At 56.5% G+C, this 22,912-nt stretch carries 19 protein-coding genes and 1 riboswitch; of the genes, 14 read left to right on the top strand and 5 right to left on the bottom strand.

Translation table 11 applies throughout. The annotated features are described in order from the left end of the window. The first annotated feature begins 30 nt into the window (after positions 1-30). Positions 31-1,524 carry an exodeoxyribonuclease VII large subunit gene (gene xseA, locus GGR95_RS03065; RefSeq protein WP_184562609.1) on the top strand — a complete coding sequence of 498 codons (1,494 nt, stop codon included), beginning with the start codon at positions 31-33 and terminating at the stop codon, positions 1,522-1,524. Between the two features lie 10 nt (positions 1,525-1,534). On the opposite strand, the gene GGR95_RS03070 is transcribed toward xseA, so the two are convergent. After that, entirely contained in the window at positions 1,535-1,930 is a 396-nt protein-coding gene (locus GGR95_RS03070) for a hypothetical protein (protein WP_184562611.1), read from the bottom strand. 169 nt (positions 1,931-2,099) lie between these two features. Between GGR95_RS03070 and GGR95_RS03075 the strand changes: the two genes are divergently transcribed. Next, positions 2,100-3,800, top strand: a complete 1,701-nt coding sequence (locus GGR95_RS03075; protein ID WP_184562613.1) for an NAD(P)H-dependent oxidoreductase subunit E — start codon at positions 2,100-2,102, stop codon at positions 3,798-3,800. A 14-nt stretch (positions 3,801-3,814) separates the two neighbouring features. On the opposite strand, the gene GGR95_RS03080 is transcribed toward GGR95_RS03075, so the two are convergent. Together GGR95_RS03080 and GGR95_RS03085 are read right to left on the bottom strand one after the other, a co-directional pair. Further along, positions 3,815-4,054, bottom strand: a complete 240-nt coding sequence (locus GGR95_RS03080) for a hypothetical protein (RefSeq protein WP_221384655.1) — start codon at positions 4,052-4,054, stop codon at positions 3,815-3,817. 114 nt (positions 4,055-4,168) lie between these two features. Continuing rightward, entirely contained in the window at positions 4,169-5,107 is a 939-nt protein-coding gene (locus tag GGR95_RS03085; protein ID WP_343042039.1) for a transglycosylase SLT domain-containing protein, read from the bottom strand. Positions 5,108-5,169: 62 nt separating this feature from the next. Between GGR95_RS03085 and ftsY the strand changes: the two genes are divergently transcribed. The 3 genes from ftsY to GGR95_RS03100 are packed head-to-tail and all read left to right on the top strand — an operon-like array spanning position 5,170 to position 8,002. Beyond that, complete coding sequence (gene ftsY, locus GGR95_RS03090; protein WP_184562615.1) at positions 5,170-6,453, top strand: signal recognition particle-docking protein FtsY; 1,284 nt, start codon at positions 5,170-5,172, stop codon at positions 6,451-6,453. 29 nt (positions 6,454-6,482) lie between these two features. Further along, on the top strand, positions 6,483-7,382 hold the full coding sequence (locus GGR95_RS03095) for an EamA family transporter (protein WP_184562617.1): 900 nt from the start codon (positions 6,483-6,485) through the stop codon (positions 7,380-7,382). Between the two features lie 2 nt (positions 7,383-7,384). Then, a complete protein-coding gene (locus tag GGR95_RS03100) occupies positions 7,385-8,002 on the top strand; it encodes an inner membrane-spanning protein YciB (protein ID WP_184562619.1) in 618 nt (205 codons plus the stop codon). Positions 8,003-8,017: 15 nt separating this feature from the next. On the opposite strand, the gene GGR95_RS03105 is transcribed toward GGR95_RS03100, so the two are convergent. Then, positions 8,018-8,920 carry an alpha/beta fold hydrolase gene (locus tag GGR95_RS03105; RefSeq protein WP_184562622.1) on the bottom strand — a complete coding sequence of 301 codons (903 nt, stop codon included), beginning with the start codon at positions 8,918-8,920 and terminating at the stop codon, positions 8,018-8,020. A gap of 132 nt (positions 8,921-9,052) precedes the next feature. Next, positions 9,053-9,129, top strand: a riboswitch (SAM riboswitch). Positions 9,130-9,222: 93 nt separating this feature from the next. Here GGR95_RS03105 and metZ point away from each other — a divergent pair. The 4 genes from metZ to GGR95_RS03125 all read left to right on the top strand — a co-directional run bounded on the left by metZ (position 9,223) and on the right by GGR95_RS03125 (position 13,624). Next, positions 9,223-10,407, top strand: coding sequence for an O-succinylhomoserine sulfhydrylase (gene metZ, locus GGR95_RS03110; RefSeq protein ID WP_184562624.1), 1,185 nt, complete (start codon positions 9,223-9,225; stop codon positions 10,405-10,407). A gap of 84 nt (positions 10,408-10,491) precedes the next feature. After that, complete coding sequence (gene folE2, locus GGR95_RS03115) at positions 10,492-11,586, top strand: GTP cyclohydrolase FolE2 (protein ID WP_184562626.1); 1,095 nt, start codon at positions 10,492-10,494, stop codon at positions 11,584-11,586. Positions 11,587-11,769: 183 nt separating this feature from the next. Continuing rightward, the gene (locus GGR95_RS03120; protein ID WP_246423263.1) at positions 11,770-12,048 is read left to right on the top strand and encodes a hypothetical protein; all 279 of its coding nucleotides are present in this window, start codon (positions 11,770-11,772) and stop codon (positions 12,046-12,048) included. A 100-nt stretch (positions 12,049-12,148) separates the two neighbouring features. Further along, positions 12,149-13,624 (top strand): TrkH family potassium uptake protein, encoded by a 1,476-nt coding sequence (locus GGR95_RS03125; RefSeq protein ID WP_246423264.1) that lies wholly within the window; start codon positions 12,149-12,151, stop codon positions 13,622-13,624. Between the two features lie 112 nt (positions 13,625-13,736). On the opposite strand, the gene GGR95_RS03130 is transcribed toward GGR95_RS03125, so the two are convergent. Then, positions 13,737-15,545: a serine protease gene (locus GGR95_RS03130; protein ID WP_184562808.1), complete on the bottom strand. Its 1,809-nt coding sequence runs from the start codon at positions 15,543-15,545 to the stop codon at positions 13,737-13,739. Positions 15,546-15,745: 200 nt separating this feature from the next. Between GGR95_RS03130 and GGR95_RS03135 the strand changes: the two genes are divergently transcribed. The 5 genes from GGR95_RS03135 to GGR95_RS03155 all read left to right on the top strand — a co-directional run bounded on the left by GGR95_RS03135 (position 15,746) and on the right by GGR95_RS03155 (position 22,881). Then, positions 15,746-16,675 carry a glycine--tRNA ligase subunit alpha gene (locus GGR95_RS03135; RefSeq protein WP_184562628.1) on the top strand — a complete coding sequence of 310 codons (930 nt, stop codon included), beginning with the start codon at positions 15,746-15,748 and terminating at the stop codon, positions 16,673-16,675. A 108-nt stretch (positions 16,676-16,783) separates the two neighbouring features. Further along, entirely contained in the window at positions 16,784-17,320 is a 537-nt protein-coding gene (locus GGR95_RS03140; RefSeq protein ID WP_184562629.1) for a DUF6446 family protein, read from the top strand. Positions 17,321-17,350: 30 nt separating this feature from the next. After that, positions 17,351-19,456 (top strand): glycine--tRNA ligase subunit beta, encoded by a 2,106-nt coding sequence (gene glyS, locus GGR95_RS03145; RefSeq protein WP_184562631.1) that lies wholly within the window; start codon positions 17,351-17,353, stop codon positions 19,454-19,456. Positions 19,457-19,518: 62 nt separating this feature from the next. Next, positions 19,519-22,086, top strand: a complete 2,568-nt coding sequence (locus GGR95_RS03150; RefSeq protein ID WP_184562633.1) for a putative PEP-binding protein — start codon at positions 19,519-19,521, stop codon at positions 22,084-22,086. 120 nt (positions 22,087-22,206) lie between these two features. Then, positions 22,207-22,881 (top strand): cell wall hydrolase, encoded by a 675-nt coding sequence (locus GGR95_RS03155; RefSeq protein ID WP_425506367.1) that lies wholly within the window; start codon positions 22,207-22,209, stop codon positions 22,879-22,881. The last annotated feature ends 31 nt before the right edge of the window (positions 22,882-22,912 follow it).

Consider the following 22,912-nt stretch of genomic DNA (forward strand, 5'->3'; position numbering starts at 1 on the left):
TGCACATGAGTTTTGCACAAGGATGCACCGATGGATCTGTTCGATGATGGCCCAGATGACACCCACGCTGCGGGGAATAGCCCCGAATATACAGTGGGAGAGCTGTCTGGTGCCCTTAAACGGGTGATCGAGAACGAATTTGGTCACGTGCGTTTGCGTGCCGAGGTGGGCCGCGTAAGCCTGCCGCGCTCGGGACATGTCTATCTGGACCTCAAAGACGATTCGGCAGTGATTTCGGGCATCATCTGGAAAGGTGTCGCCTCAAAGCTGGAAACCAGACCCGAAGAGGGGATGGAGGTGATTGTCACAGGGCGCATCACAACTTTTCCAGGGCAGTCTAAATACCAGATTATCATTGAGGATATGAAACCCGCTGGCATGGGCGCGCTGATGGCGGTGTTGGAGAAACGTAAAGCGGCTTTGGCGGCGGAGGGGTTGTTTGACCCTGCCCGCAAGCGGCCGCTACCGTATCTGCCTGAAATCATCGGTGTTGTGACCTCGCCCTCAGGCGCCGTTATCCGCGATATTTTGCACCGTTTACGCGACCGTTTTCCGCGCAAAGTGTTGATCTGGCCTGTGGCTGTGCAGGGCACCCGATGTGCACCCGAGGTTGCACATGCCATTGCCGGTTTTAACCGCCTGACACCGGGGGGCGCATTGCCGCGTCCTGATTTGATCATCGTGGCGCGGGGCGGGGGCTCGGTCGAAGACTTATGGGGGTTTAATGAAGAAGCGGTGGTGCGGGCTGCTGCTGCCTCGGATATCCCGCTGATTTCCGCCGTGGGGCATGAGACAGACACAACCCTGATTGATTACGCCTCTGATAAACGCGCCCCGACGCCGACGGCCGCAGCTGAGTTGGCAGTGCCCGTACGGGTGGAGTTACTGGCCTATCTGGATCAGCAACACGCGCGCCTGAGCCGCGCCCTCAGCCAAGGTCTAATACAGCGCGGTCAACGTCTGCGTGATATGTCCCGCGCTTTGCCGCGCCCCGACAGCCTGCTGGATACACCGCGCCAACGGCTTGATCGCGCGGGGGATCGTCTGGCCCGAGCGGTTAGCCTGACTGAAGCGCCCAAGCTACGGCTAGAACGGGCGGCGATCCGCCTTGACCCTGCGCTGATGTCTGGGGTGCAGCGGCGTAAAATGCGCCTGATGGACCTAAGCGGTGGATTGCGCCCTGCTGCGTTGCGCAGCCGGATCGCCCAAGACAAACGGCGCGTGGACGGTCTATCAGCGCGGTTGGCCCCTGCATTGATGCGCGAACACGGGTTGCAAGAGGCCCGTCTGACCCGTGCAACAAGGTCATTGTCAGAGGTGGCGCAGCGGCAGGTCAAAAACTGGCGCAGCCAGATCACCGCCGCCGAGCGTTTACGCCGTACCTTGGGGTATGAGGCCACGCTGGAGCGCGGGTTTGCCGTGGTACGCAGTGCAGGAACGGTGATCACCAGCAGCCAAGAGGCGTCGCAACACTCTGCGCTGGAAATCCAGTTCGCCGATGGCAAGGTCACCGTAAAACCCTAATGTCAGGCGGTTAAACCCCGACTTTGGGCCCCAGACACAGCATTTCTTCGGTGCTTTCATTCGCTTCATAAAGCGGTGTCAGTGCCGGATCGTCTTCAAACCGTGCGATCAACCCTTTTGCGCCTTGTTGAAAGCTCCAGCATTGTGGTTCGGGGCGGTCATCGTAAGTAAAGCAAATCAATCCGCCTTCTTCATACCATTGCCCTTCTTTGCATTCCCCATCCAGAAACGACCAGCGCACGCGACGGTTGGGCAGGTATATTTCTGCGCCATAAGGTCGATCGCTATTTCCGTAATATAGGGTTTTGCCGCGCGTATAGGTATCGAATTCATCCGCGCTCATGAGCGGTTGGGCGGCGGCGGGCAGGGCGGCAAAGGCCCAAAGGATCAAGATGAATCTTTTCATGTGGCCACAGTGCCAGATGTCTGATGCGGGGGCCAGTGGCGCAAAACGTTTCCGATCGGCGTCGGCAGTGCACCGCCGCCGCGCAAAGGGCGGCTGAATTGTCGTTTTTCGCCTCAACGACACAGGGTTGTTTTGATAGATGTCAGTGCAACGTAGGGGAGATGCGGACATGGGGGCCAAAGAACCGAAGGACGGGCCGGATAAAGGTGTTTGGAAATCAGGCAAAGGCAAAGGCCGACGCCACACCAAAGGCCGCCAGCTTGAAGATACCGCATGGGCGCAGGTGCGTGACCTATTGGGGGCCGAACCGCGTGACCGAGATCTGCTGATTGAGCATCTGCACCTGATCCACGATAAATACGGCCACCTCTCTGCTGCGCACCTACGTGCCTTGGCCGAAGAAATGCGCCTGAGCATGGCTGAGGTCTATGAGGTTGCGACGTTCTACGCCCATTTCGATGTTGTGAAAGAAGGGGAAACCCCGCCGCCCGCCCTGACCATCCGTGTGTGCGATTCACTCAGCTGTGAAATGGCGGGTGCGCAGGCGTTGAAATCGGCATTGGAGGCAGGGTTGGACCCTGCCGAGGTGCGTGTGCTGCGCGCGCCTTGTATGGGGCGTTGTGACACCGCCCCTGTGCTGGAACTGGGCCATCACCACATTGATTATGCCACGCCTGAAAAGGTGCACGCGGCCCTCGCGGCAGGGCATACCCATGCGCATATCCCCGCGTATGAACCCTATGCTGATTATGTCCAGAATGGCGGCTATGCCACGCTGACGCAATTGCGCAGCAGTGGCGATTGGGAAGCGGTGCAAGAGACGCTTCTGGCCTCTGGTCTGCGCGGTTTGGGTGGTGCTGGGTTTCCGTCTGGCAAAAAATGGGGCTTTGTGAGGGCAAATGCGGGGCCACGCTATCTGGCGGTGAACGGGGATGAGGGCGAACCGGGCACATTCAAAGACCGCCACCACCTTGAACGCACGCCGCATCTGTTCCTCGAGGGCATGTTAATCGCCGCTTGGGCTGTCGAGGCTGCGCGTGTCTATATCTATATGCGCGACGAATACCCCGCCGTGCTGGATATCCTCGCCCGTGAGATTGCAGCGCTGGAAGATGCCGGCCTTGTTGCTGCTGGCTATATCGAGCTACGGCGCGGCGCGGGGGCTTACATCTGCGGAGAAGAATCCGCGATGATTGAAAGTATAGAGGGCAAACGCGGTATCCCGCGTCACCGCCCGCCTTTTGTGGCGCAGGTGGGGCTGTTTGGTCGCCCGACGCTGGTGCATAATGTTGAGACACTGCATTGGGTTGCGCGCATCTGCCGTGAAGGGCCGGAAATCCTGTCTGCGGTAGAACTCAACGGTCGCAACGGGCTGCGTAGTTATTCTGTGTCGGGGCGGGTGGCCAAAGGCGGCGTTTACCTGCTGCCTGCGGGTTCCACGATCACCGATGTCATCGCGGCGGCAGGGGGCATGGCACTGGGGCATATCTTGAAGGCGTATCAACCGGGGGGGCCGTCATCGGGGCTATTGCCTGCCAGCATGGATGATATCCCGTTGGATTTTGACACGTTGCAACCGCATGGCACGTTTATCGGATCGGCGGCGGTGGTTGTCTTGTCACAGGAAGATAGCGCCCGTGATGCGGCGCTGAACATGCTGCGGTTTTTTGAGGATGAAAGCTGTGGCCAGTGTACCCCGTGCCGTGCGGGCTGTAGCAAAGCCGTGCAATTGATGCAGGCGGAGCATTGGGATCAGGACCTGCTAGAGGAGCTCTCTGCGACGATGGTTGATGCTTCGATCTGCGGGCTGGGGCAGGCGGCGCCTAATCCGATTCGCATGGTGATAAAACACTTCGCGGATGAAATTTAACCTCTGGCAATAGCTCAGTCGTCTAGATCCCCGTCATCGGGTGTGGTGTCGCGGTAAATGCGGCCAATCGCCCTGACAAACGGGATATTGCAGAAAATGACGATGCCAACGGCAATGAGAAGCCTTTGAAGCAGGCTGACAGGCAAGGGATCAACCGATTTCGCATAGAGGCTGATGAGGACCGTCACGACGAGGAACCAGATGGCCACCGCGCGTAAGTTGCGAAAAATGAACTGTTTTTGCGTGGTTGGCATTGTGCGCCCCTAAATCGGTTGGCCGTTCCATTTCTCTAGACGCAAGCCGTGACTTTGCGCAAGCGCTTTGGCCTCTGGGGCACTGCGGCTGTGTTGTATTTGGTCGACGCGGCCCTATTGATTCTCAACCACAAGGCAGGTGCAGTTCTGGCGCTTGAGGCTGCTGCACAGTTTTTGCGCGGCTTCCCTTGTATTGCGGCCTATGCGGCCAAAGTAATAGCCTTTTTTGCCAGACACGCGGTTTTTCACGTATATCAGGTCTAGTTTTTCGCTGTTTACCTGTTTGCGGCAACTGCCAGTTTGGCTAGAAATCTTTGCTTTGGCGGCCTTTTCTGAGGTCCCAAAGCCCAATTGCACACCCCAAGGTTTGATTTTAGGTGGCGGCGCTGTTGTGGGAATGACTTTGATCGGTGTCAGGCGGCGCTTTCGGGCCATTTCCGAACAGGCAGCGTAAAAGCTTTTATCAGTAGCCAGGCGGAAATCATGGTCTTTGGGTGGCGCATCGCGCCATTGCTCAGCGCTAAGGCCCGTGATGATCGGCACGTAATTGACCGTCTCAGGGGCCAGCCCTTTGCCTTCCAGAAAACCTGATGCACGGCCTTCACCGCCGTTATAGCCGATGGCGGCCATGCCCTCGTTTCCATAGCGCTGGACCATCTCAGCTAGATATTGTGCGGAATGTTCCAATGCATCTGCGGGGTTGAACGGGTCTTTTAATCCGCGCAGGCGTGCTGTGGAGGGGATGAACTGCGCGATGCCGCGTGCGTTGGCGTGGCTGAGCGCATTGGGATCGAAACGGCTTTCTTGCCAGATCAGGCGGGCGAAAAATCCGGTATTCAATCCGTGGCGTTTTGAAAAGATTTCGATGGCATTGCAGGTGTCATAGACAAAATGTGCAGGGCGAATGCACTGCACATGCCCCCATTTGCCGCTGCTGCACTGGGCATCTTGCGGGTCGGCTTTGGCAGTGCCAGCCCATATCAAAAACAAAGTAAGTGCAACAACTCGCATGGCGCTTTGGTGGCGCTCTTGGGGAGGGTTGTCAATCGCCACTCTTCCATCCTGCGCTATGAGAGGTTAGATCAGGGGAAAGTAAAAGCCGGAGGCCCCTAAGCGTGGCGTTTTTCAAGAAACTCAAAGACCGTTTGTTCACCTCCTCGTCCAAGATTGATGAAGGGTTAGAGGCGATTGTCAGTGATGGCGGTCAGGCCGATGTGCCTGCGGTAGACGATGTGATGGAAACCCCAGCGCAGGTTGTGCCCGAGGTTACACCCGAAGCGGCGCAAGAGGCAGCTGTGCAGGAGGTCCCGGACTTAGACACGGCAGCATTGGAACGCGCACAAAAAGCCGCGGCTGTGCATGCGGCACTTGAAGAAAAACAGCGCCAAGAGGCGCAAGCCGAGGCTGTAGAAGAGGAACCGCAAGCGCCAGAGCCCACGGTAGAACCGCTGCGTACGACACTTACACCTGTTGCACCTGTGCTGGAGGAAGCGCCAACGGAGCCCGTTGCCAAACGCGGTGTTCTGGGCCGTCTGATGGGGCGCGGTGCGGATGGCGAAGTTGTACGCCGCGAGTTGGATGACGCGATGTTGGAGCAGCTAGAAGAGCTGTTGATTGCGTCGGATATGGGGGTTGATACGGCCTTGCGGGTCACGTCCAACATGGCCGAAGGACGTTTGGGTAAAAAATTGTCTGTGCAGGAAATCAAAACCCTTATGGCAGATGAAATTGCGCGAATCATGGAACCCGTGGCCAAGCCGCTGCCGCTTTATGCCAAAACACCTCAGGTGGTTCTGGTTGTAGGCGTGAACGGATCGGGCAAAACCACAACCATCGGCAAGCTGGCCAGCCAGTTTCGTGGTGCGGGCAAAAAAGTGGTGATCGCAGCAGGGGATACGTTCCGTGCTGCCGCTGTTGAGCAATTGCAAGTTTGGGGCGAGCGCGCAGGCGTACCTGTGTTGACCGCGCCCCATGGCAGTGACCCTGCCAGTCTGGCCTTTGACGCGATGGTGCGTGCCGAGGCGGATGGTGCTGACCTGTTGATGATCGACACGGCAGGGCGGTTGCAAAATCGCGGCGATCTGATGGAAGAACTGGCCAAAATTGTAAGGGTTATTCGCAAGAAAGACCCCGAAGCGCCGCATAACACTTTGCTGGTGCTGGATGCGACCACGGGCCAAAACGCCATTAATCAAGTGAAGGTGTTCCAAGACATCTCGGATGTGTCGGGTCTTGTTATGACCAAACTGGACGGCACAGCCAAAGGCGGTGTGTTGGTGTCGCTGGCGGATAAATTCGGCCTGCCGATCCACGCGATTGGCGTCGGCGAACAGATTGATGATCTGCAACCCTTTGACCCGCAAGAATTTGCAGACGCGTTGACAGGGTTGGACCGCTAAATGCGCAGGTCTTTGCGGGGCCGCGTGTAATGGATTGGCTTTCCTCGATTGAGGGTACTGAAACGGGCCGCCATGTGGCTATGGGCTTGGCGTTGCTGGCGGCGTTTTTGCATGCGGTTTTTGGGGCGCTGCAAAAGGGGCGGCATGATCCGTGGATGACACGCGGTGCGGTTGACGGATCATATTTTCTGATGGCCGCGCCTTTTGCGCTGTTTGTTGTACCGTGGCCCGAGCCGCATATGTGGCCGATTTTTGCAGGCGTCTGGGTGATCCATTGCCTGTATAAGTTTTTGCAGGCAGCGGCCTATTCCAAAGGGGCCTATACGGTTGTCTATCCGGTCGTGCGCGGGACGGGCCCCTTGTTCACCGTGATCGGTGCCTTTTACATCTTTGGTGAAACCTTTAGCGGCACCCAATGGCTGGGCCTTCTTGTCCTTGTGGCGGGGATTTTCGGGCTGGCAGTTTACAACATGCTGTACCTTGAAGCCGCACGAGAGACGTTGAACATGGCCTTGGGGCTGGCGGTGGTGACGGGGCTGTTTGTTGCGCTTTACACCACGGTGGACGCTTACGGCATTCGTGCCACGGGTAATCCATTCACCTTTCTGGCGTGGTTTTTCATGATCGATGGATTTTTATTCCCGATACTCGCATACCGCCGCTGGCACCGGATGGAGAACCCGCCCGAACTGGGCCCCTTGATGCAGCGCGGCGTTTTTGGCGGCTTTGTTGCATTGCTTAGCTTTGGGTCGATTATGATGGCGACGCGTCTTGATAACGTGGGCGAAGCCGCCATCTTGAGAGAGACATCAACGGTGTTTGCGGCCCTGATCGGGTGGCTGGTGCTCAAAGAAACAGTAGGACCACGGCGGGTCGCCCTGATGGCGCTGATTGCGTTGGGCGCTGTGATCGTGGAATTCGGAGGCTAGCAATGGCACAAACACGCGAAATAAACCCCATCTTAAAACAAGTCCTCGAGCTGGGCCCGACGTTAGCATTTTTCGTCCTCTATATCCGTATCAAAGATGATGTGTTCGCCTTTGGCGGGACGGAATACAGCGGATTTATCGTGGCCGCAGTGCTGTTTGTGCCTGTGTTGTTGATCGCTATGGGTATCCTCTGGGCGCTGACAGGGCAGTTGAGCCGAATGCAGGTGTTCACCGCCTTTATGGTGATTTTCTTTGGCGGATTGACTGCATGGTTCAACGATGAGCGGTTCTTTAAGATGAAAACAACCATCGTTTACGGCTTTCTGGCGCTGATCCTTTTGATCGGCCTGCTACGCGGGCGGTCGTGGTTGGAATATGTCATGGCGGATATGATGCCGATGGAGCATGAGGGCTGGATGATCCTGACCAAACGGCTGGTCATGGCCTTTGTGACGCTGGCTGTGGTGAATGAATTTGTCTGGCGCACGATGTCCACTGAGGCGTGGGTCAAGATTGAGACATTCGGCTTCCCACTTGCTTTGATGGGCTTCTTGATGTGGCAGTTTATGCAGCTTCAATCCTATGTGATCGAAGACGAAAAGGATGAAGGCGCGTCTTAATCGCCTAGGCGTGGGTCAATACGCGGGATCGTGAATTGGCCCAATGTTGAGGTTCGTCTGCTTGTTGCTGCGGGTTTTGCCGCCCAGAAAATACGGCAGCTTGATGTTTCTGGGGGCTGCAGGGGCGGGCAGCGCGCATTTCAGAACGGAGACAGGCAACCTGCCTGTGAGCAATGCAGCGTTCAACGCCATAACGCCGGGTCTGGTATAGCTGGACCAATGGCAGATGCGGCGGCGGGGCGCTGCGATTGGATAGCCCAGATCAGCCAAACCATCCAAGGTTTTAGCGCAATCAATGTGCAGTTGGACAGCTTGAGGGCGGGCGATGCCCCGCGCGATAGATCCTGTGCAAGGGATGAGGTGCTCAAACCCCAAATCAAATAACTTGTTCTCGCGGCTGGTTACGTGGATGACCTCGCTGCTGCGCCCTGCGGGCGTGTCCAGCGCGTGACGCGCCAAGCCAAGATGCGCAGCACCGCTGAGTAGAACTATGCGCCCGATGTCACCTTTGTTCAGATAGGGCAGGGCAGCAAGGCAAAGGGTCGCGCCCAACGAGTGGCCGATTAAATGCACCGGCCCGCGCGGACGCAGGGATTTCACCAGACGCGCAAGGTTTTGGGCCTGTTCCAATGCGGTTGTATAAACCGTGGCCAGCTTGCCACGGGCCTCCCACCCAAAGGCAATGCCAAGCGTGTCATGTTGCGCCATCCCCAAATCTGCGGGCCAGCCTTTCGCGTGGAATAAATGGCGGTGCGGGCAATGGGCAGGATTGTAAGGCGCGTATTTGAACCCGTGGACCATGATGATTGTGGGGCCGCGTGTGGCGCATGCTTGTGCGATAGTGTCGGATAACTGTTCCGTTGCGCTGCCATGCAGGGCGATTTTCTGTCCGCTCGCATTCACGTGTACAAGGGGCATTGCAGATCCTTCTTTTTAAAAGGCTATTGCGAAATGTCTTGGATCTGCTGTGCCAGCCCGATGTGACGGGCATGTGACGATAGCATTACATCTGTGCTCCGTATGCTTGACCTGTGCAGGGCTTTGGCTTAGGTCACGGGGCGTGGCGATTTGTTACCGGATTGCGGGCCACGTTAAATATTCCGCTAAAAGGTCAGGATGAAAGCCCCCTTTCGCTTGACCGCGTTTGGGGTTTTTTTGTGCTTGCCCCCTTGAGCAGGCATGCAACAGGTTACACCAACGGTGTACAGAGGACGATGATCATGAGCGATAATTGGAAGCCCGCCACCAAAGCAGTTCACGCAGGCACACGCCGCAGCCAATACGGCGAAGTTTCAGAAGCGATTTTCCTGACGCAGGGCTTTGTGTACGAAAGTGCCGAACATGCAGAACAGCGGTTCATTGACAGCGGTGATGATGAATTCATCTATGCGCGCTATGGCAACCCTACGGTTAAGATGTTCGAAGAACGCATTGCAGCACTTGAAGGCGCAGAAGATGCCTTTGCAACGGCGTCGGGCATGGCGGCGGTATCTGGTGCGCTGACGGCGATCCTGAAAGCGGGCGATCACGTTGTATCGGCTAAGGCGCTGTTTGGTTCGTGCCTCTATGTGTTGGAAGATATTTTGGGCCGTTTCGGCGTAGAAGTGACATTTGTCGATGGCACTGATCTGGCGCAATGGGAGGCCGCTATCCGCGAGGACACCAAGGCTGTGTTCTTTGAATCCGTTTCAAATCCTGCGCTGGAAGTCACTGACATCGAAGGTGTTGCAAAGCTGGCCCATGCAAAAGGCGCTTTGGTGCTGATTGATAACGTCTTTGCCACGCCCGTCTATTCACGTGCGTTTGAGCAGGGCGCAGATGTTGTGATCTATTCCGCCACCAAACACATCGATGGCCAAGGCCGGACTTTGGGCGGCGTGATCCTTGGCAGCAAGGATATCATCCGTGGCACCGTGGAACCGTATATGAAACACACAGGCGGTTCCATGTCGCCGTTTACCGCTTGGGTTATGCTCAAAGGGTTGGAGACAATGGGTCTGCGGGTGCGCGCTCAAGTGGCCTCAGCTTTGGCGATTGCCAAAGCGGTTGAGGGGCATGCAGGCCTTGAAGCAGTGAAATATCCGGGGCTTGAGGCCCATCCGCAATACGATTTGGTGCAACGCCAGATGGGGGCAGGCGGCACTGTTGTCGCATTGGACATCAAAGGCGGCAAAGAGGGGGCGTTCAAGTTCCTGAATGCGCTGAAGGTCGGGATCATCTCAAATAACCTTGGCGATGCAAAAACCATCATGACCCATCCCGCCACCACAACCCACCAGCGCCTGCCCGACGCGCAAAAGCTGGAGTTGGGCATCACACCGGGTCTGGTGCGCTTTAGCGTGGGTCTGGAGGATGAGGCCGATTTGATCGCGGATGTCTTGCAAGCGCTGGATTGTGTCGCCTAACAAACCCTGTCTCACCATTGTGTTATTGGTAATGCCACTTCAGACGCTTACATAAAGTGTCTGAAGTGATGAAAGGGTTAAGCCATGAACACTGCAAAACCGGTAAAGCAACGACCAGACCACGCCGCAGCACAAGCTGCGTTGGAAACTTTGCGCGCTTGGGCGGCACAGGCAGACGCGGCTGAGGTTGCGGCAATGGAGCCTGCGGTTGCGCGGGTGCTGGCTGCCGAGCCAGAGTACCCTTCGTTCAAACGCGATTATCCTGCCGATTTCCAGATTGATGGGGCGTATAAAGCCAGCCTGCCAGACCTGCAAAACGGCCCTTCCAGCCTGATCAAAGGCAGCAAACAACACATCCAGCATGTGGGGATTTCCAATTTCCGCTTGCCTGTGCGTTTCAAAATGCGTGAAGGCGATCCGCTGACGCTAGAAACCTCGGTTACCGGAACGGTCAGCCTTGAGGCGGAGAAAAAGGGCATCAACATGTCCCGCATCATGCGCAGTTTCTATAAACATGCCCAAAGCACGTTTAGTTTTGAGGTGATTGAGGCTGCGCTGGATGATTATATAACTGATCTGGAGAGCTTTGATGCGCGTATCCAGTTGCGGTTCTCTTTGCCCATGAAAATATCCAGCCTGCGGTCGGGGTTGGAAGGGTATCAATATTACGATGTGGCGTTGGAATTGGTCGAGGTTGCGGGAGTGCGTCAGCGGATCATCCACCTTGATTACGTCTATTCCAGCACATGCCCCTGTTCGCTGGAGCTGTCCGAGCATGCCCGCGCCACGCGCAACCAACTGGCGACACCTCATTCTCAACGCTCGGTGGCGCGGATATCGGTTTTGTTGGCGCAGGGGCAAGATGACCTATGGGTCGAAGACCTGATCGAGGCCTGTCGCCGCGCTGTGCCAACCGAGACCCAAGTCATGGTTAAACGAGAAGATGAACAAGCCTTTGCTGAGTTGAATGCAGCCAATCCGATTTTCGTAGAAGATGCCGCGCGCCTGTTTTGTGAGCAGTTATCGGCGGACCCGCGGATCGGGGATTTCCGTATTGTGGCAAGCCATCAAGAAAGTTTGCATAGCCATGACGCGGTGAGCATCCTTACCCAAGGGCCGATGTTCGCACAAGCAAGCATTGATCCGAAGTTGTTTAACACATTGTTTCATATTGGGTAAATGGATTTTATTTGACTGGCCGTCGTTCAAGCCGCTCCGCTTCAGGGGCGGCTTTTTACTATGGTGCGGCGAAAACGGGTTGGCGGCTATGCATTATTGGCGGTGGTGCTGCAGTGCAGCAAAGCCTATCTCATGAGCACGGGACTGATCCCGCGATGAACTGAAAAATTTAAGGCATTTGATATGACCTACGCAAACCCATCCGAACAATTCGCCGCACGCATCCCTGCCCGTGGTCAAAGCAACTCTTCCCTTCCTTTCCTGAGTGCTGATCGTGGTTTGAACGTGTTGGGCCGTTTCTTTACCGGCATCTTCAACTTCATGATCAAAATCGCAGAGAGCTCCTCACGTTGTGAACAAGTTGCAGCACTGCAAGCCAAATCCGACGATGAATTGGCTGCTATGGGCATCAAACGCGATGAAATCGTGCATTTTGTCTTCCGGGACCGCTTTTACGCTTAATCCCTGAACGACCTTAAAATGACCTGCCGCTGGTGCCTGATAGGGTGCTACGGCGGGTCTTTTTCGTTCTGGGGCCCTGTTGTTGCGGCGCTGTCTTGACATGGCCGCGCAGGCGGGCGAACCCTTTGCCATGGATGTGCGCCCTGTTGGATATGTAATTGGCCTTTTGGTGGCCGTGTTGGGCGCTGCTATGCTGGTGCCCTTGCTGGTGGATATTGCCGAAGGGCGCGGCCAATGGCCTGTCTTTCTGCAAAGCAGCATCATCACCATGTTGGGCGGCACTGCTATTGCTCTTTCTTGTGCCAATGGCGTCCGCGCAGGGCTGACCATTCAACAAACCTTCCTTTTAACGACATCGGTCTGGGTCGCCTTGCCGTTGTTTGGTGCGATCCCTTTTGTGTTGGGTGCTACCGATGCTCGCGCCGTTGATGCTGTGTTTGAGGCGATGTCGGGGCTGACCACCACGGGGGGCACGGTTTTCACGGGTCTCGATACGATGCCTAAAGGTCTGTTGCTCTGGCGCGCAATTTTGCAGTGGCTGGGCGGTATCGGCGTTATTGTTGTCGCCATGGTATTCCTGCCTGAACTGCGCGTGGGCGGTATGCAGATTTTTAAATCCGAGAGTTTCGATACGCTGGGGAAAATCCTGCCGCGTGCGGGTCAGATTGCCACACAAATTTCGGGTCTTTATGTGCTGTTCACGCTGATCTGCGCGATGGTGTATCTCTATTTCGGGATGAGCGTCTTTGACGCGACTGCCCATGCGATGACCACGATTTCGACGGGCGGTTTTGCGAATTATGATGCGTCATTTGGGGTTTTCGCAGGCCCTATGGAATACGTGGCGGCGATTTTCATGATCCTCGCGGCATTGCCATTTGTGCGCTATGTGCAGTTGATCAATGGCAATCCTGTTGCCCTACGGCGTGATCCCCAAGTGCGGGGTTTCGTGATGACCATATTTGTATTGGTGATCCTGCTGGTGGTGCTGCTGGAAGAGGGGGTGCATCTGGGTAACGAACAAGCGTTCCGCGAAGCGTTGTTTAACGTGACCTCGATCATTTCTGGCACTGGGTTTTCCTCGGTCGACTATATGCAATGGGGCAGCTTTGCCGTGGCTTTGTTCTTTTTCATGGGCTTGATTGGCGGGTGTGCGGGGTCAACGGCATGTTCAGTCAAGATTTTCCGCTATCAGTTACTCTTTGCCTCCATTCGGGCGCAGTTGCGCCGTATCAGATCGCCGCACGGGATTTTCACGCCGCGCTATGATGGCCGCCCCGTGACTGAAGAAGTCCTTGCTTCTGTAATGTCCTTCTTTGTCTTCTTTATTGTGACCTTGGGGTTGGTGTCTGTTGCCCTGTCGATGACGGGGCTGGATTTTGTGACGTCGATTTCAGGGGCTGCCACGGCCTTGGCAAACGTTGGTCCGGGGCTGGGTGATATCATTGGACCTGCAGGTAACTTTGCCACGCTCAACGACCCTGCGAAATGGATACTGACATTGGCGATGCTGCTGGGGCGGCTGGAGCTGATGGTGGTTTACGTTATCTTTACAGTGAAGTTCTGGCGCGCATGACAGGCTAAACAAGCTTCCGTACAGATCACCAGCAAGACATAGAAAAGGGGCCGGAATTCGCGTTGAATTCCGGCCCCTGTGTCATCGTCCACTCAAGTATCAGAGTGCTGTGCTATTCCCAGCAGCTGACCAATACTGTCATGCCGCTTGCCTTTTCAGACAATTGGAAGGATGTCAGGCCCTCTGCACCATCCGCCGTTGCCTCGGCGAGTTTGATGCCTGCTTTTTTGCCTGCTTCGGACAATAGCACCGAGCTGAGAGCAAAGCTGACGTCTTGGGGCAGTTGTGGACCGCCTTCTGGCGCTGCTGTGAGCATGCCAATCACAGCGCCTGTACGGTCCAATACCGGACCCCCTGCATCCCCCGCGCGTACACGCAGTGCAAGGCGGCTGACGTTCTCTTCTCCGTCCAAGCCGCGAATGTCGGCTAATGTGCCAAAGCTCATGGACGGGGCATTCAAGACGCCTTCAAAGGAGTATCCTGCAACGACAACATCGCTTTGCAAGCGCGCTGGCTGTGCGGCGAGACTTGCGATGGCCAGAGGGGCCAATGCCGTTTTGGGTTTCAACAGGGCAAGGCCGCTTGCCGTGTCATCCATGATGACTTCGGCATCTGTATCGCCGTCCAATGTGATCCGTGAGCAGTTTTGCACGACGGCAGATATGGTCGCGACATCGCCGCTGCTTGTCACAAAGAAGCCGGAGCGCGAGATTTTTGGTTTGCGGATCTGGAGGCCAGATAGCAAATCAATGGATTGCTGTGCGCCCGCGCCAGCAGACGCGCTCAGTGCGCCTGGAGTGCGGGTGAAGCTGTTGCGCATTTCCGCTACGACGCGGCGGCGGCGTTCTTCGTCACCTGCGGGCCAGATCAGGGTGAAACCTTTGATCTCGCCGTTTTCCAGGGCCGCTTCGGTATAGCTGATCATGCGGCCGTTTTCCCCAACCAAGGTAAAGCTGGAGTTCTTGCGCTCACGCGGGCCTTCGAGGGGGACGATTTCAAGTGTTTGCATGATCTCATAGAGGCCAAACAAGGTGTCCTGATTGCCGGGTTGGCTGATCAACAACACGCGGGCGTCAATGTCACCCGCTTGTTTGTACTGGGCAAAAGGCGGTTCATAACGGTCAAATGTGACGGCTTTTGTCGGCAGGATCAGTTCAATACCTGCCTGTGCGTCGCGCACCATTTGCAAACCCAATCCTTCGAGAACGGCATTGTAGTCTGTTTTCAGTGCCGCGCGTTGGAGCGTCGTGAGGACGCCGGTTTTGTCATAGCCTTTAGATTCCTGCCAGTCGGCCATGGAGTTACGTGTTCCGCGGCCAAATGAACCGTCAATCGCAGCGGAATAGAAGCCCGCCCATTGCAGCATGACCTGAAGTTCTTTTTTCTCATCACGGCTCAGAGCGCTCTCAGAGCGTTGCGCCTGCGCTGGCGTTTCGTCTGCGGGCTCTGGTTCGGGCTGAGGTGTCGGGGCAGGGGTGACCTCTGCTATTTGCGGTACTTCTTGTGTTTGAGCAGGCGTTTCGGCTGGTGCTGTTTCGGTGCCTTCGGGGGCTGCAACGGCGCCTGTATCTAGCACATTTGCACCGACTGGCCAGAATTGCTGACCCAGTCGGTTGGATACTTGCACAAAGCTGTCACGTGGAATCAAGCCATCGCGGCGATATTGGCGAAGTACCAGCTCCGCATCGGCACGGCGGTAAGGCCCCACCACAATTGCGTACCATCCGCCGCCCACGGAAAACCCGTTCACGTCTTGCAACAATGTCGTGTAAGCGCGGGCGCGGTCGGTTGCGCGGTTCAGCGATTGTTGTGCCTCTACTTGAACCCAGACGACTTCGTCAGGGTCATCGGCTTGTGCAAATGCGGTATTCGCAACGGAAAGGAACAGGGCGGAGAGGCACATCAACAGAATTCGCAACATCGGCATATAAGCTTTCACTGGTTTAATTTGCGGCACATAAGCAGTATTTTGCGCCGATTCCCATAGTTTAACGCCGTTTTACGCCGTCTTTTAGGGATCATTTCAGCCATATAACGACTATGTGATCACTTGTGCAGCCATAGATTGACCCTTGGGCCTGTGCGCCATAGTAAGAGCGCCAAATGGCAAAGGACGTAGACATGGCCGATACACCCCGTTCATTTCAGGAAATCATCTTGCGATTGCAGAGCTATTGGGCGCGCCATGGCTGCGCGATCCTACAGCCTTATGATATGGAAGTTGGCGCAGGGACATTTCACCCCGCCACAACCCTGCGCAGCTTGGGCACGCAACCTTGGGCCGCTGCCTATGTGCAGCCGTCGCGCCGCCCCACGGATGGCCGATACGGTGAAAACCCGAACCGCTTGCAGCATTATTATCAGTACCAAGTCCTGATCAAACCAAGCCCACCCAACCTGCAAGAGCTGTATCTTGGCTCGCTGGAGGCCATCGGCGTGGATATGAACCTGCACGACATTCGCTTTGTTGAGGATGACTGGGAAAGCCCAACCTTGGGGGCATGGGGTTTGGGCTGGGAAGTCTGGTGTGACGGTATGGAAGTCAGCCAGTTCACTTATTTCCAACAGGTCGGCGGGCATGATTGCACGCCTGTGTCGGGGGAACTGACCTACGGTCTTGAGCGTCTGGCGATGTATGTGCTGGGAGTGGATCACGTGATGGAGATGCCGTTCAACGATCCTGATGCGCCGATCCCGCTGTCTTATGGCGATATCTTCAAACAGACCGAAGAAGAATACGCCCGCTGGAATTTTGATGTGGCCAACACAGACGTATTGCTGCGCCACTTTGAAGAGGCCGAAGCCGAGTGCAAAGCCATCATCGAGCAAGAGTACATGGACCCGAAGACAGGCAAACGCATCGTCATGGCGCACCCCGCCTATGATCAGGCGATCAAGGCCAGCCATATGTTCAACCTGCTGGATGCGCGCGGCGTGATATCGGTCACCGAACGTCAGGCCTATATCGGGCGTGTGCGGGCGCTGACCAAGATGTGCGCAGATGCCTTTGTGCAGACCCGCGCAGGCGGCTGGCAAGGCGATGCTGCGTGACACTTTGTTAGGTACGTAAACAGTAGACGATATTGACAGAACCGCGCCCTAAAGGGGCGTAACAAGAAAATGAGCACCACATGACAGGTAAATTAAAATGAGCACCACATGACAGGTAAATTATTTGGAGGGTCGATCGTGATCACAGCATTGATTGCGGGTGCAGTGCTTTATTATCTGCAAGTCTATGCCTTCTACAGCGAAGTGGACGCCCCTGCGGATGGCGTCACGTTGGTGTTGTTATCCAACGGCGAGCCCGAAGCGATCCCGGTTGAGAACTTTCAAGCCATCGACGCAGATAGCTCTCCGATCCGCTACCGCGCTTGTTTTACAACGCCATTCAGCTTTGGCTTGTTAACCGATACATTTGTGATGGCCGAGGATATGGACCCGCGCAATGCGCCAAAATGGTTTGACTGTTTCGATTCCAGAGCCATCGGCGCTGAATTGGAAGCAGGCACGGCGCTGACTTTCATGGGCCAGAAAAACATACACTTTGGCGTCGACCGCATCGTTGCGATCACCGATGACGGGCGCGGCTATATCTGGCACGAACTTAATGATTGCGGTGAAAAAGCGTATGATGGAACGGTTGTGGGCGAAGAATGCCCCAGCCGTCCCGCGCAACCCACCCCAACTGAATAACGCCTGTTCAGGCAAACACGAGGTATCCCAGTGGCTGATCTGCTGATTGAACTGTTCTCCGAAGAAATCCCCGCGCGTATGCAGGCGCGGGCCGCTGATGATCTGAAAAAGCTGATGACCGATGGTATGGTCGAGGCGGGGCTGACCTATGCCTCTGCGGCTGCCTTTGCCACGCCGCGCCGCCTGTGCTTGACGGTTGAGGGGTTGCTGGACGCCAGCCCGCGCACGGTGGAAGAACGCAAAGGCCCCAAGGCCGACGCGCCCGAAAAGGCGATTGAGGGTTTCTTGCGCGGGGCGGGCCTGACCCGTGATGATCTGGTTGAACGTGACACGCCCAAAGGTAAAATCCTGTTCGCCACGATCACCAAAGAGGGCCGTCCCGCGGCGGATATCATTGCCGAAGTGCTGGAACAGACTATCCGCAACTTCCCATGGGCGAAATCCATGCGCTGGGGCAATGGCACGCTGAAATGGGTGCGCCCGCTGCATTCGATCCTATGCATCCTCAGCCGTGAAGACGGTGCCGAAGTGGTGCCGTTGGACGTGGACGGGATCACATCGGGCAATACAACACGCGGCCACCGTTTCTTGGCACCTGATGAGATCACCGTGAACGGTTTTGATGATTACACCTCAAAACTCAAACGCGCCTTTGTGGTGTTAGACAGCGCTGAGCGCCGCGATACCATCTGGCATGATGCAACCAATGTGGCCTTTGCCAGTGGGTTGGAAGTGGTTGAAGATGCGGGTCTTTTGGCCGAAGTGGCGGGTCTGGTCGAATGGCCTGTGGTTCTGATGGGCCGCATTGGCGATGACTTCCTTGATCTGCCGCCAGAGGTTTTGCAGACCTCGATGAAAGAACACCAAAAGTTCTTTTCCGTGCGCAACCCCAAGACGGGCCGCATTGAGAAATTCATCACCGTCGCCAACCGCACCACTGCGGATAATGGCGTGACGATCCTTGCAGGCAATGAAAAAGTGCTGAGCGCGCGTTTGGCGGATGCTAAATTCTTCTGGGATAATGATCTGCGCATCGCGCAATCCGACGCTGGTATGGGCGCATGGGTTGAGAACCTGAAAAACGTGACCTTCCACAACAAACTCGGCACACAGGCCGAGTTGATTGAGCGTATGGCCGTGCTGGCGCGGGAACTGGCGCCTATGGTCGGCGCTGATCCTGACGATGCCGAGAAAGCTGCGCGGATTGCCAAGGCTGATCTGTCCTCCGAAATGGTCTATGAATTCCCCGAGCTGCAAGGCCTGATGGGCCGCTACTACGCTAAAGCAGCAGGGATGAGCGACGCGGTAGCAGCAGCGTCCGAAGAACATTACGCGCCACTAGGCCCGTCAGATGATGTGCCAACCGCGCCTGTTTCTGTGGCCGTGGCACTGGCCGAAAAAATCGACAAGCTGACAGGCTTTTGGGCGATTGATGAGAAACCGACAGGCAGTAAAGACCCGTTTGCGCTGCGTAGGGCTGCTTTGGGGGTTATTCGGACTTTGGTTGAGAATGATCTTTCCGTTCGTTTGGTTGACGAAGGGATTAGGGTCTCGAACACGGTCCTCACGACAACGCTGAAGTTCTCGATTGACGGTGTTGAAGAGCGGATGAACGATTTGCTGTCCTTCCTTCACGACCGCCTAAAGGTCTACCTCAAAGACCAAGGCATCCGTCATGACATCATCGACGCCTGCATCGCGATGGAAGGTAACGACGATCTGACGTTGCTGGTCAAACGCGCCCGCGCCCTGTCTGATACGCTCAAAACCGACGATGGGGAAAACCTGTTGCAGGCGTTTAAACGCGCCAACAACATCCTCTCCCAAGCCGAGCAGGCGGATGGGGTTGAGTATTCTTACGGTGCGGATGTGAAATTTGCGGAAACCGATGAAGAACGCGCACTCTTCGCCGCCCTTGATCAGGCCGAAGGGGTCATCACCCCCGCAATGGCCGCGCAGGATTTCACCACGGCAATGTCTGCTATGGCGTCCTTGCGCCCCGCGCTGGATGCGTTTTTCGAGGCGGTGCAGATCAACACAGACAATGGCGCGGTGCGCCGCAACCGTCTGAACCTGCTCAGCCGTATTCGCACGCTGTGTACCTCGGTCGCTGATCTGACCCGCATCGACGGTTAAGAAACGGTTAATCCTTTCGGCGCAGAGCACAGCAAACCCTTGCTCTGCGCCGCATTAAGCCTATGCTGCAGGGCAATCAAAAGGATGCGGCAGTGCAGAATAATCCCGATACCACGCTTGTCACACAAACAGCCCGAATTGCGAACGCCACCCACGGTGGGCGCGCGAAATGTTTGCAACGCCTGCTGCGCCTTGATTTGCCAGTGCCGCGCACGGTGGCTTTGTCCTTTGGCACGGTGGACCGGATCGCCAGTGGCGAATTGCCCAATATCGACTCGGTTGTGGATGAATTTCCCAAAGACGCGCTGCTCTGTGTGCGTCCCTCCAGCGAAGACCCCGATTGGGGGGGGCCGGGGGCGGTGCTGAACATCGGGATGAATGATGCGCGGTTTGTGAACTTTAGCAAAACCATGGGCGAAGAAGCCGCCGCCGCGATTTACACCCGTTTCATCCAATCCTACGCCATCAACGTGGCCCGTCTGGACCCTGATATGTTCGACGATGTCGAAGGCGAGGGCCGTGCCGCGTTGGAGCAGACGCTGGATGCCTACGAGCTTGAAGCAGAAGAGAAATTTCCTCAATCTCGGCGCACCCAACTGGCGGCGGTAGTGCGTTCAATGGCGCGCGCATGGAGCGGGACTTCGGCGCGATTACTGCGCCAAGCCAAAGGCGCGCCTGCGGATGCGGGTTTGGGCCTTGTGGTGCAGCAGATGATCTTTGGTCTGGGCGCGGGGCAATGCGGATCGGGTGTGCTGCAACTGGTGGACAGCGACACAGGTGCGCCGCAGGTTACGGGCAGGTATCTGAGCCAAAGTCAGGGCCGTGACGCTTTGGATGGCGACGAGGAAGCACTTTACCTCACCCGCGATCCGCGAGGTCCCTCATTGGAAGAAAAGCTGCCCGAGGCATTCGAGACGCTGAAAACCTACGCCAGCTTGATGCGGGTGCGGCTGCGTGCCGAAATGCAGGTGGAGTTTGCGATTGATGATGGTGTGGTGCACATTCTTGACGGGGTGCGCGTGTCGCGCTCATCGCGGGCGGCGGTACGGATCGCGGTGACGTTGGCCAATGACGGTATCATCAGCCGTGAAGAGGCGTTGATGCGGGTGCAGCCGCGTTTGCTCACTGAATTGTTACACCGCCAGATTGATCCAAATGCGCGCCGTGATGTTGTGGGCAAAGGCATCGCCGCCAGCCCCGGCGCGGCCACGGGCCGATTGGTGTTTGATTCAGCCGAAGCACAAGCCAGCGCTTCACGAGGCGAAGCCTGTATTCTGGTCCGCCGCGAGACATCATCAGAAGACGTGCGCGGGATGCACGCGGCCAAAGCCGTATTAACCGAACGCGGCGGCATCACCAGCCATGCGGCGGTGATCGGGCGCGGCATTGGTCTGCCTTGTGTGGTGGGGGCCTCCAGCATGGTGTTCAACCAGCGCGACAAGACGATCACCTCCAAAGACGGGCGGGTGTTCCATGCAGGCGACGAGATGACTGTCGATGGCTCAACGGGCCAAATCCTTGCAGGGGCTGCCGCGATGCGCGAAGCGGCGTTGGATGATTATTTTCAGCAGTTGATGGCGTGGGCCAGTGACAGCGCCGATATTAAAGTGCGTGCCAATGCCGATACGCCACTGGACGCGCAAACGGCGCGCAATTTCAACGCCGAGGGCATCGGGCTGTGCCGGACCGAGCATATGTTCTTTGACCGTGGCCGCCTGACGGTGATGCGCGAGATGATCTTTGCGGATACCTCGGATGGCCGCCGTGCGGTGTTGGAGCGTTTGTTGCCAATGCAACGCGATGATTTCACACAGCTTTTCCGTATCATGGAAGGCAAGCCCGTTTGCATACGCCTGTTTGATCCGCCTTTGCATGAATTTTTACCCATGGATGCCAGCGGTCAACGTGAACTGGCCGAGGCCTTGGGCTTGCCGCGTTCGGATGTGACGCGGCGGATTGAGGCGATGCGCGAATATAACCCGATGCTGGGTTTGCGTGGGGTCCGTTTGGGCATCACTGTGCCTGAAATCTATGAGATGCAGGCGCGTGCGATTTTTGAGGCGATTGTGGATGCCAGTGAAAATGGCGCGCCTGTTATGGCTGAAATCATGATCCCGCTTGTGTCGGCCCGCCGCGAGGTCGAGCTGGTCAAAGCGGCCATTGATACGGTGGCCTTGGCGGTGCAAGCAGAACGCGGTGTGGAGTTCGTCTATCGCTTGGGGGTGATGGTCGAGACACCGCGTGCCGCCTTGCGTGCAAGCGAGATCGCGCCCCATTGCGCCTTCCTCAGCTTTGGAACAAACGACCTGACCCAGATGACATATGGTCTGTCCCGCGATGATGCAGGGCGGTTTATGTCGGATTATGTGCAGCAAGGCGTTTTTGACGAAGACCCCTTCCATACCCTTGATCACGACGGTGTAGGCGAACTTTTGGTACTGGGTGCACAGCGTGGGCGCGCAGCACAACCGGGGATTACTTTGTCGGTCTGCGGCGAGCACGGGGGCAACCCCGAATCGATTGCATTCTGCCGTGCGGCGGGATTCGACTATGTATCGTGCTCTCCGTTCCGCGTTCCAGTCGCAAGACTGGCAGCGGCGCAGCTGGCAATCGCTGATAAGATCGGTTGAAATTTGAGTAGCTTAGCGGCCGCGTGGGCGGTCGCTGGCTTAGCAAATTGCGGCTGGGTTGTCGAAAAAGTTGAATCAAGCTAGGCATTTCTCTGGATTAACGATACCGGAGAGCCCTGAATGCGGTTTGCAAGATGTTTGAACGCGGCAAAGATTACTTTGGCTGCGGCTGCGATTATCGCGCTCCCTGCGGGTGCGATGGCCAATACTCTGATCAAGAATTTGGCCAAGATCGAGGCACGCGGCCTGTCCAGCGTCAACTCCGAGCGGATGGCCAGCGTCGCGACATCATCAGGCACATTACTGCGGGTTTCAGCAGGTAACACAGTTGGCACTGAGGCGATGTTCACACGCGCTTGGATTGCCAGCCAGCCCAAGGCCAAAGGCACTTCCGAATTTCAATGTCTCGCGGAGGCGCTCTATTTCGAAGCACGCGGCGAGACAGTCAAAGGCCAGTTTGCGGTGGCCGAAGTGATCCGCAATCGCGTCAAATCCAGCCGCTTTCCAAATTCTTATTGTAGTGTGATCAATCAAGGCACAGGGAAAAAGCACCAGTGTCAGTTCAGCTATACCTGCGATGGAAAAGCCGAAGTGGTGAATGAGCCAGCGGCTTATGCCCGTGTTGCCAAGGTGGCCCGCGCTACGATTGACGGGAAATCACCCGATATCACCAATGGCGCGACCTTCTATCACACCACTGCCGTGCGCCCCAGTTGGTCACGCAAATTCACCAATACTGCCCGTTTTGGCGTGCATCTGTTTTACAGCCGTGGTGCGCGTACCGCGAGCAACTGACGCAAAAGGTCGTTCGGGAGGCGCTAGCAGC

The organism is Sulfitobacter undariae, assembly GCF_014196805.1.
Lineage (GTDB): Bacteria > Pseudomonadota > Alphaproteobacteria > Rhodobacterales > Rhodobacteraceae > Sulfitobacter > Sulfitobacter undariae.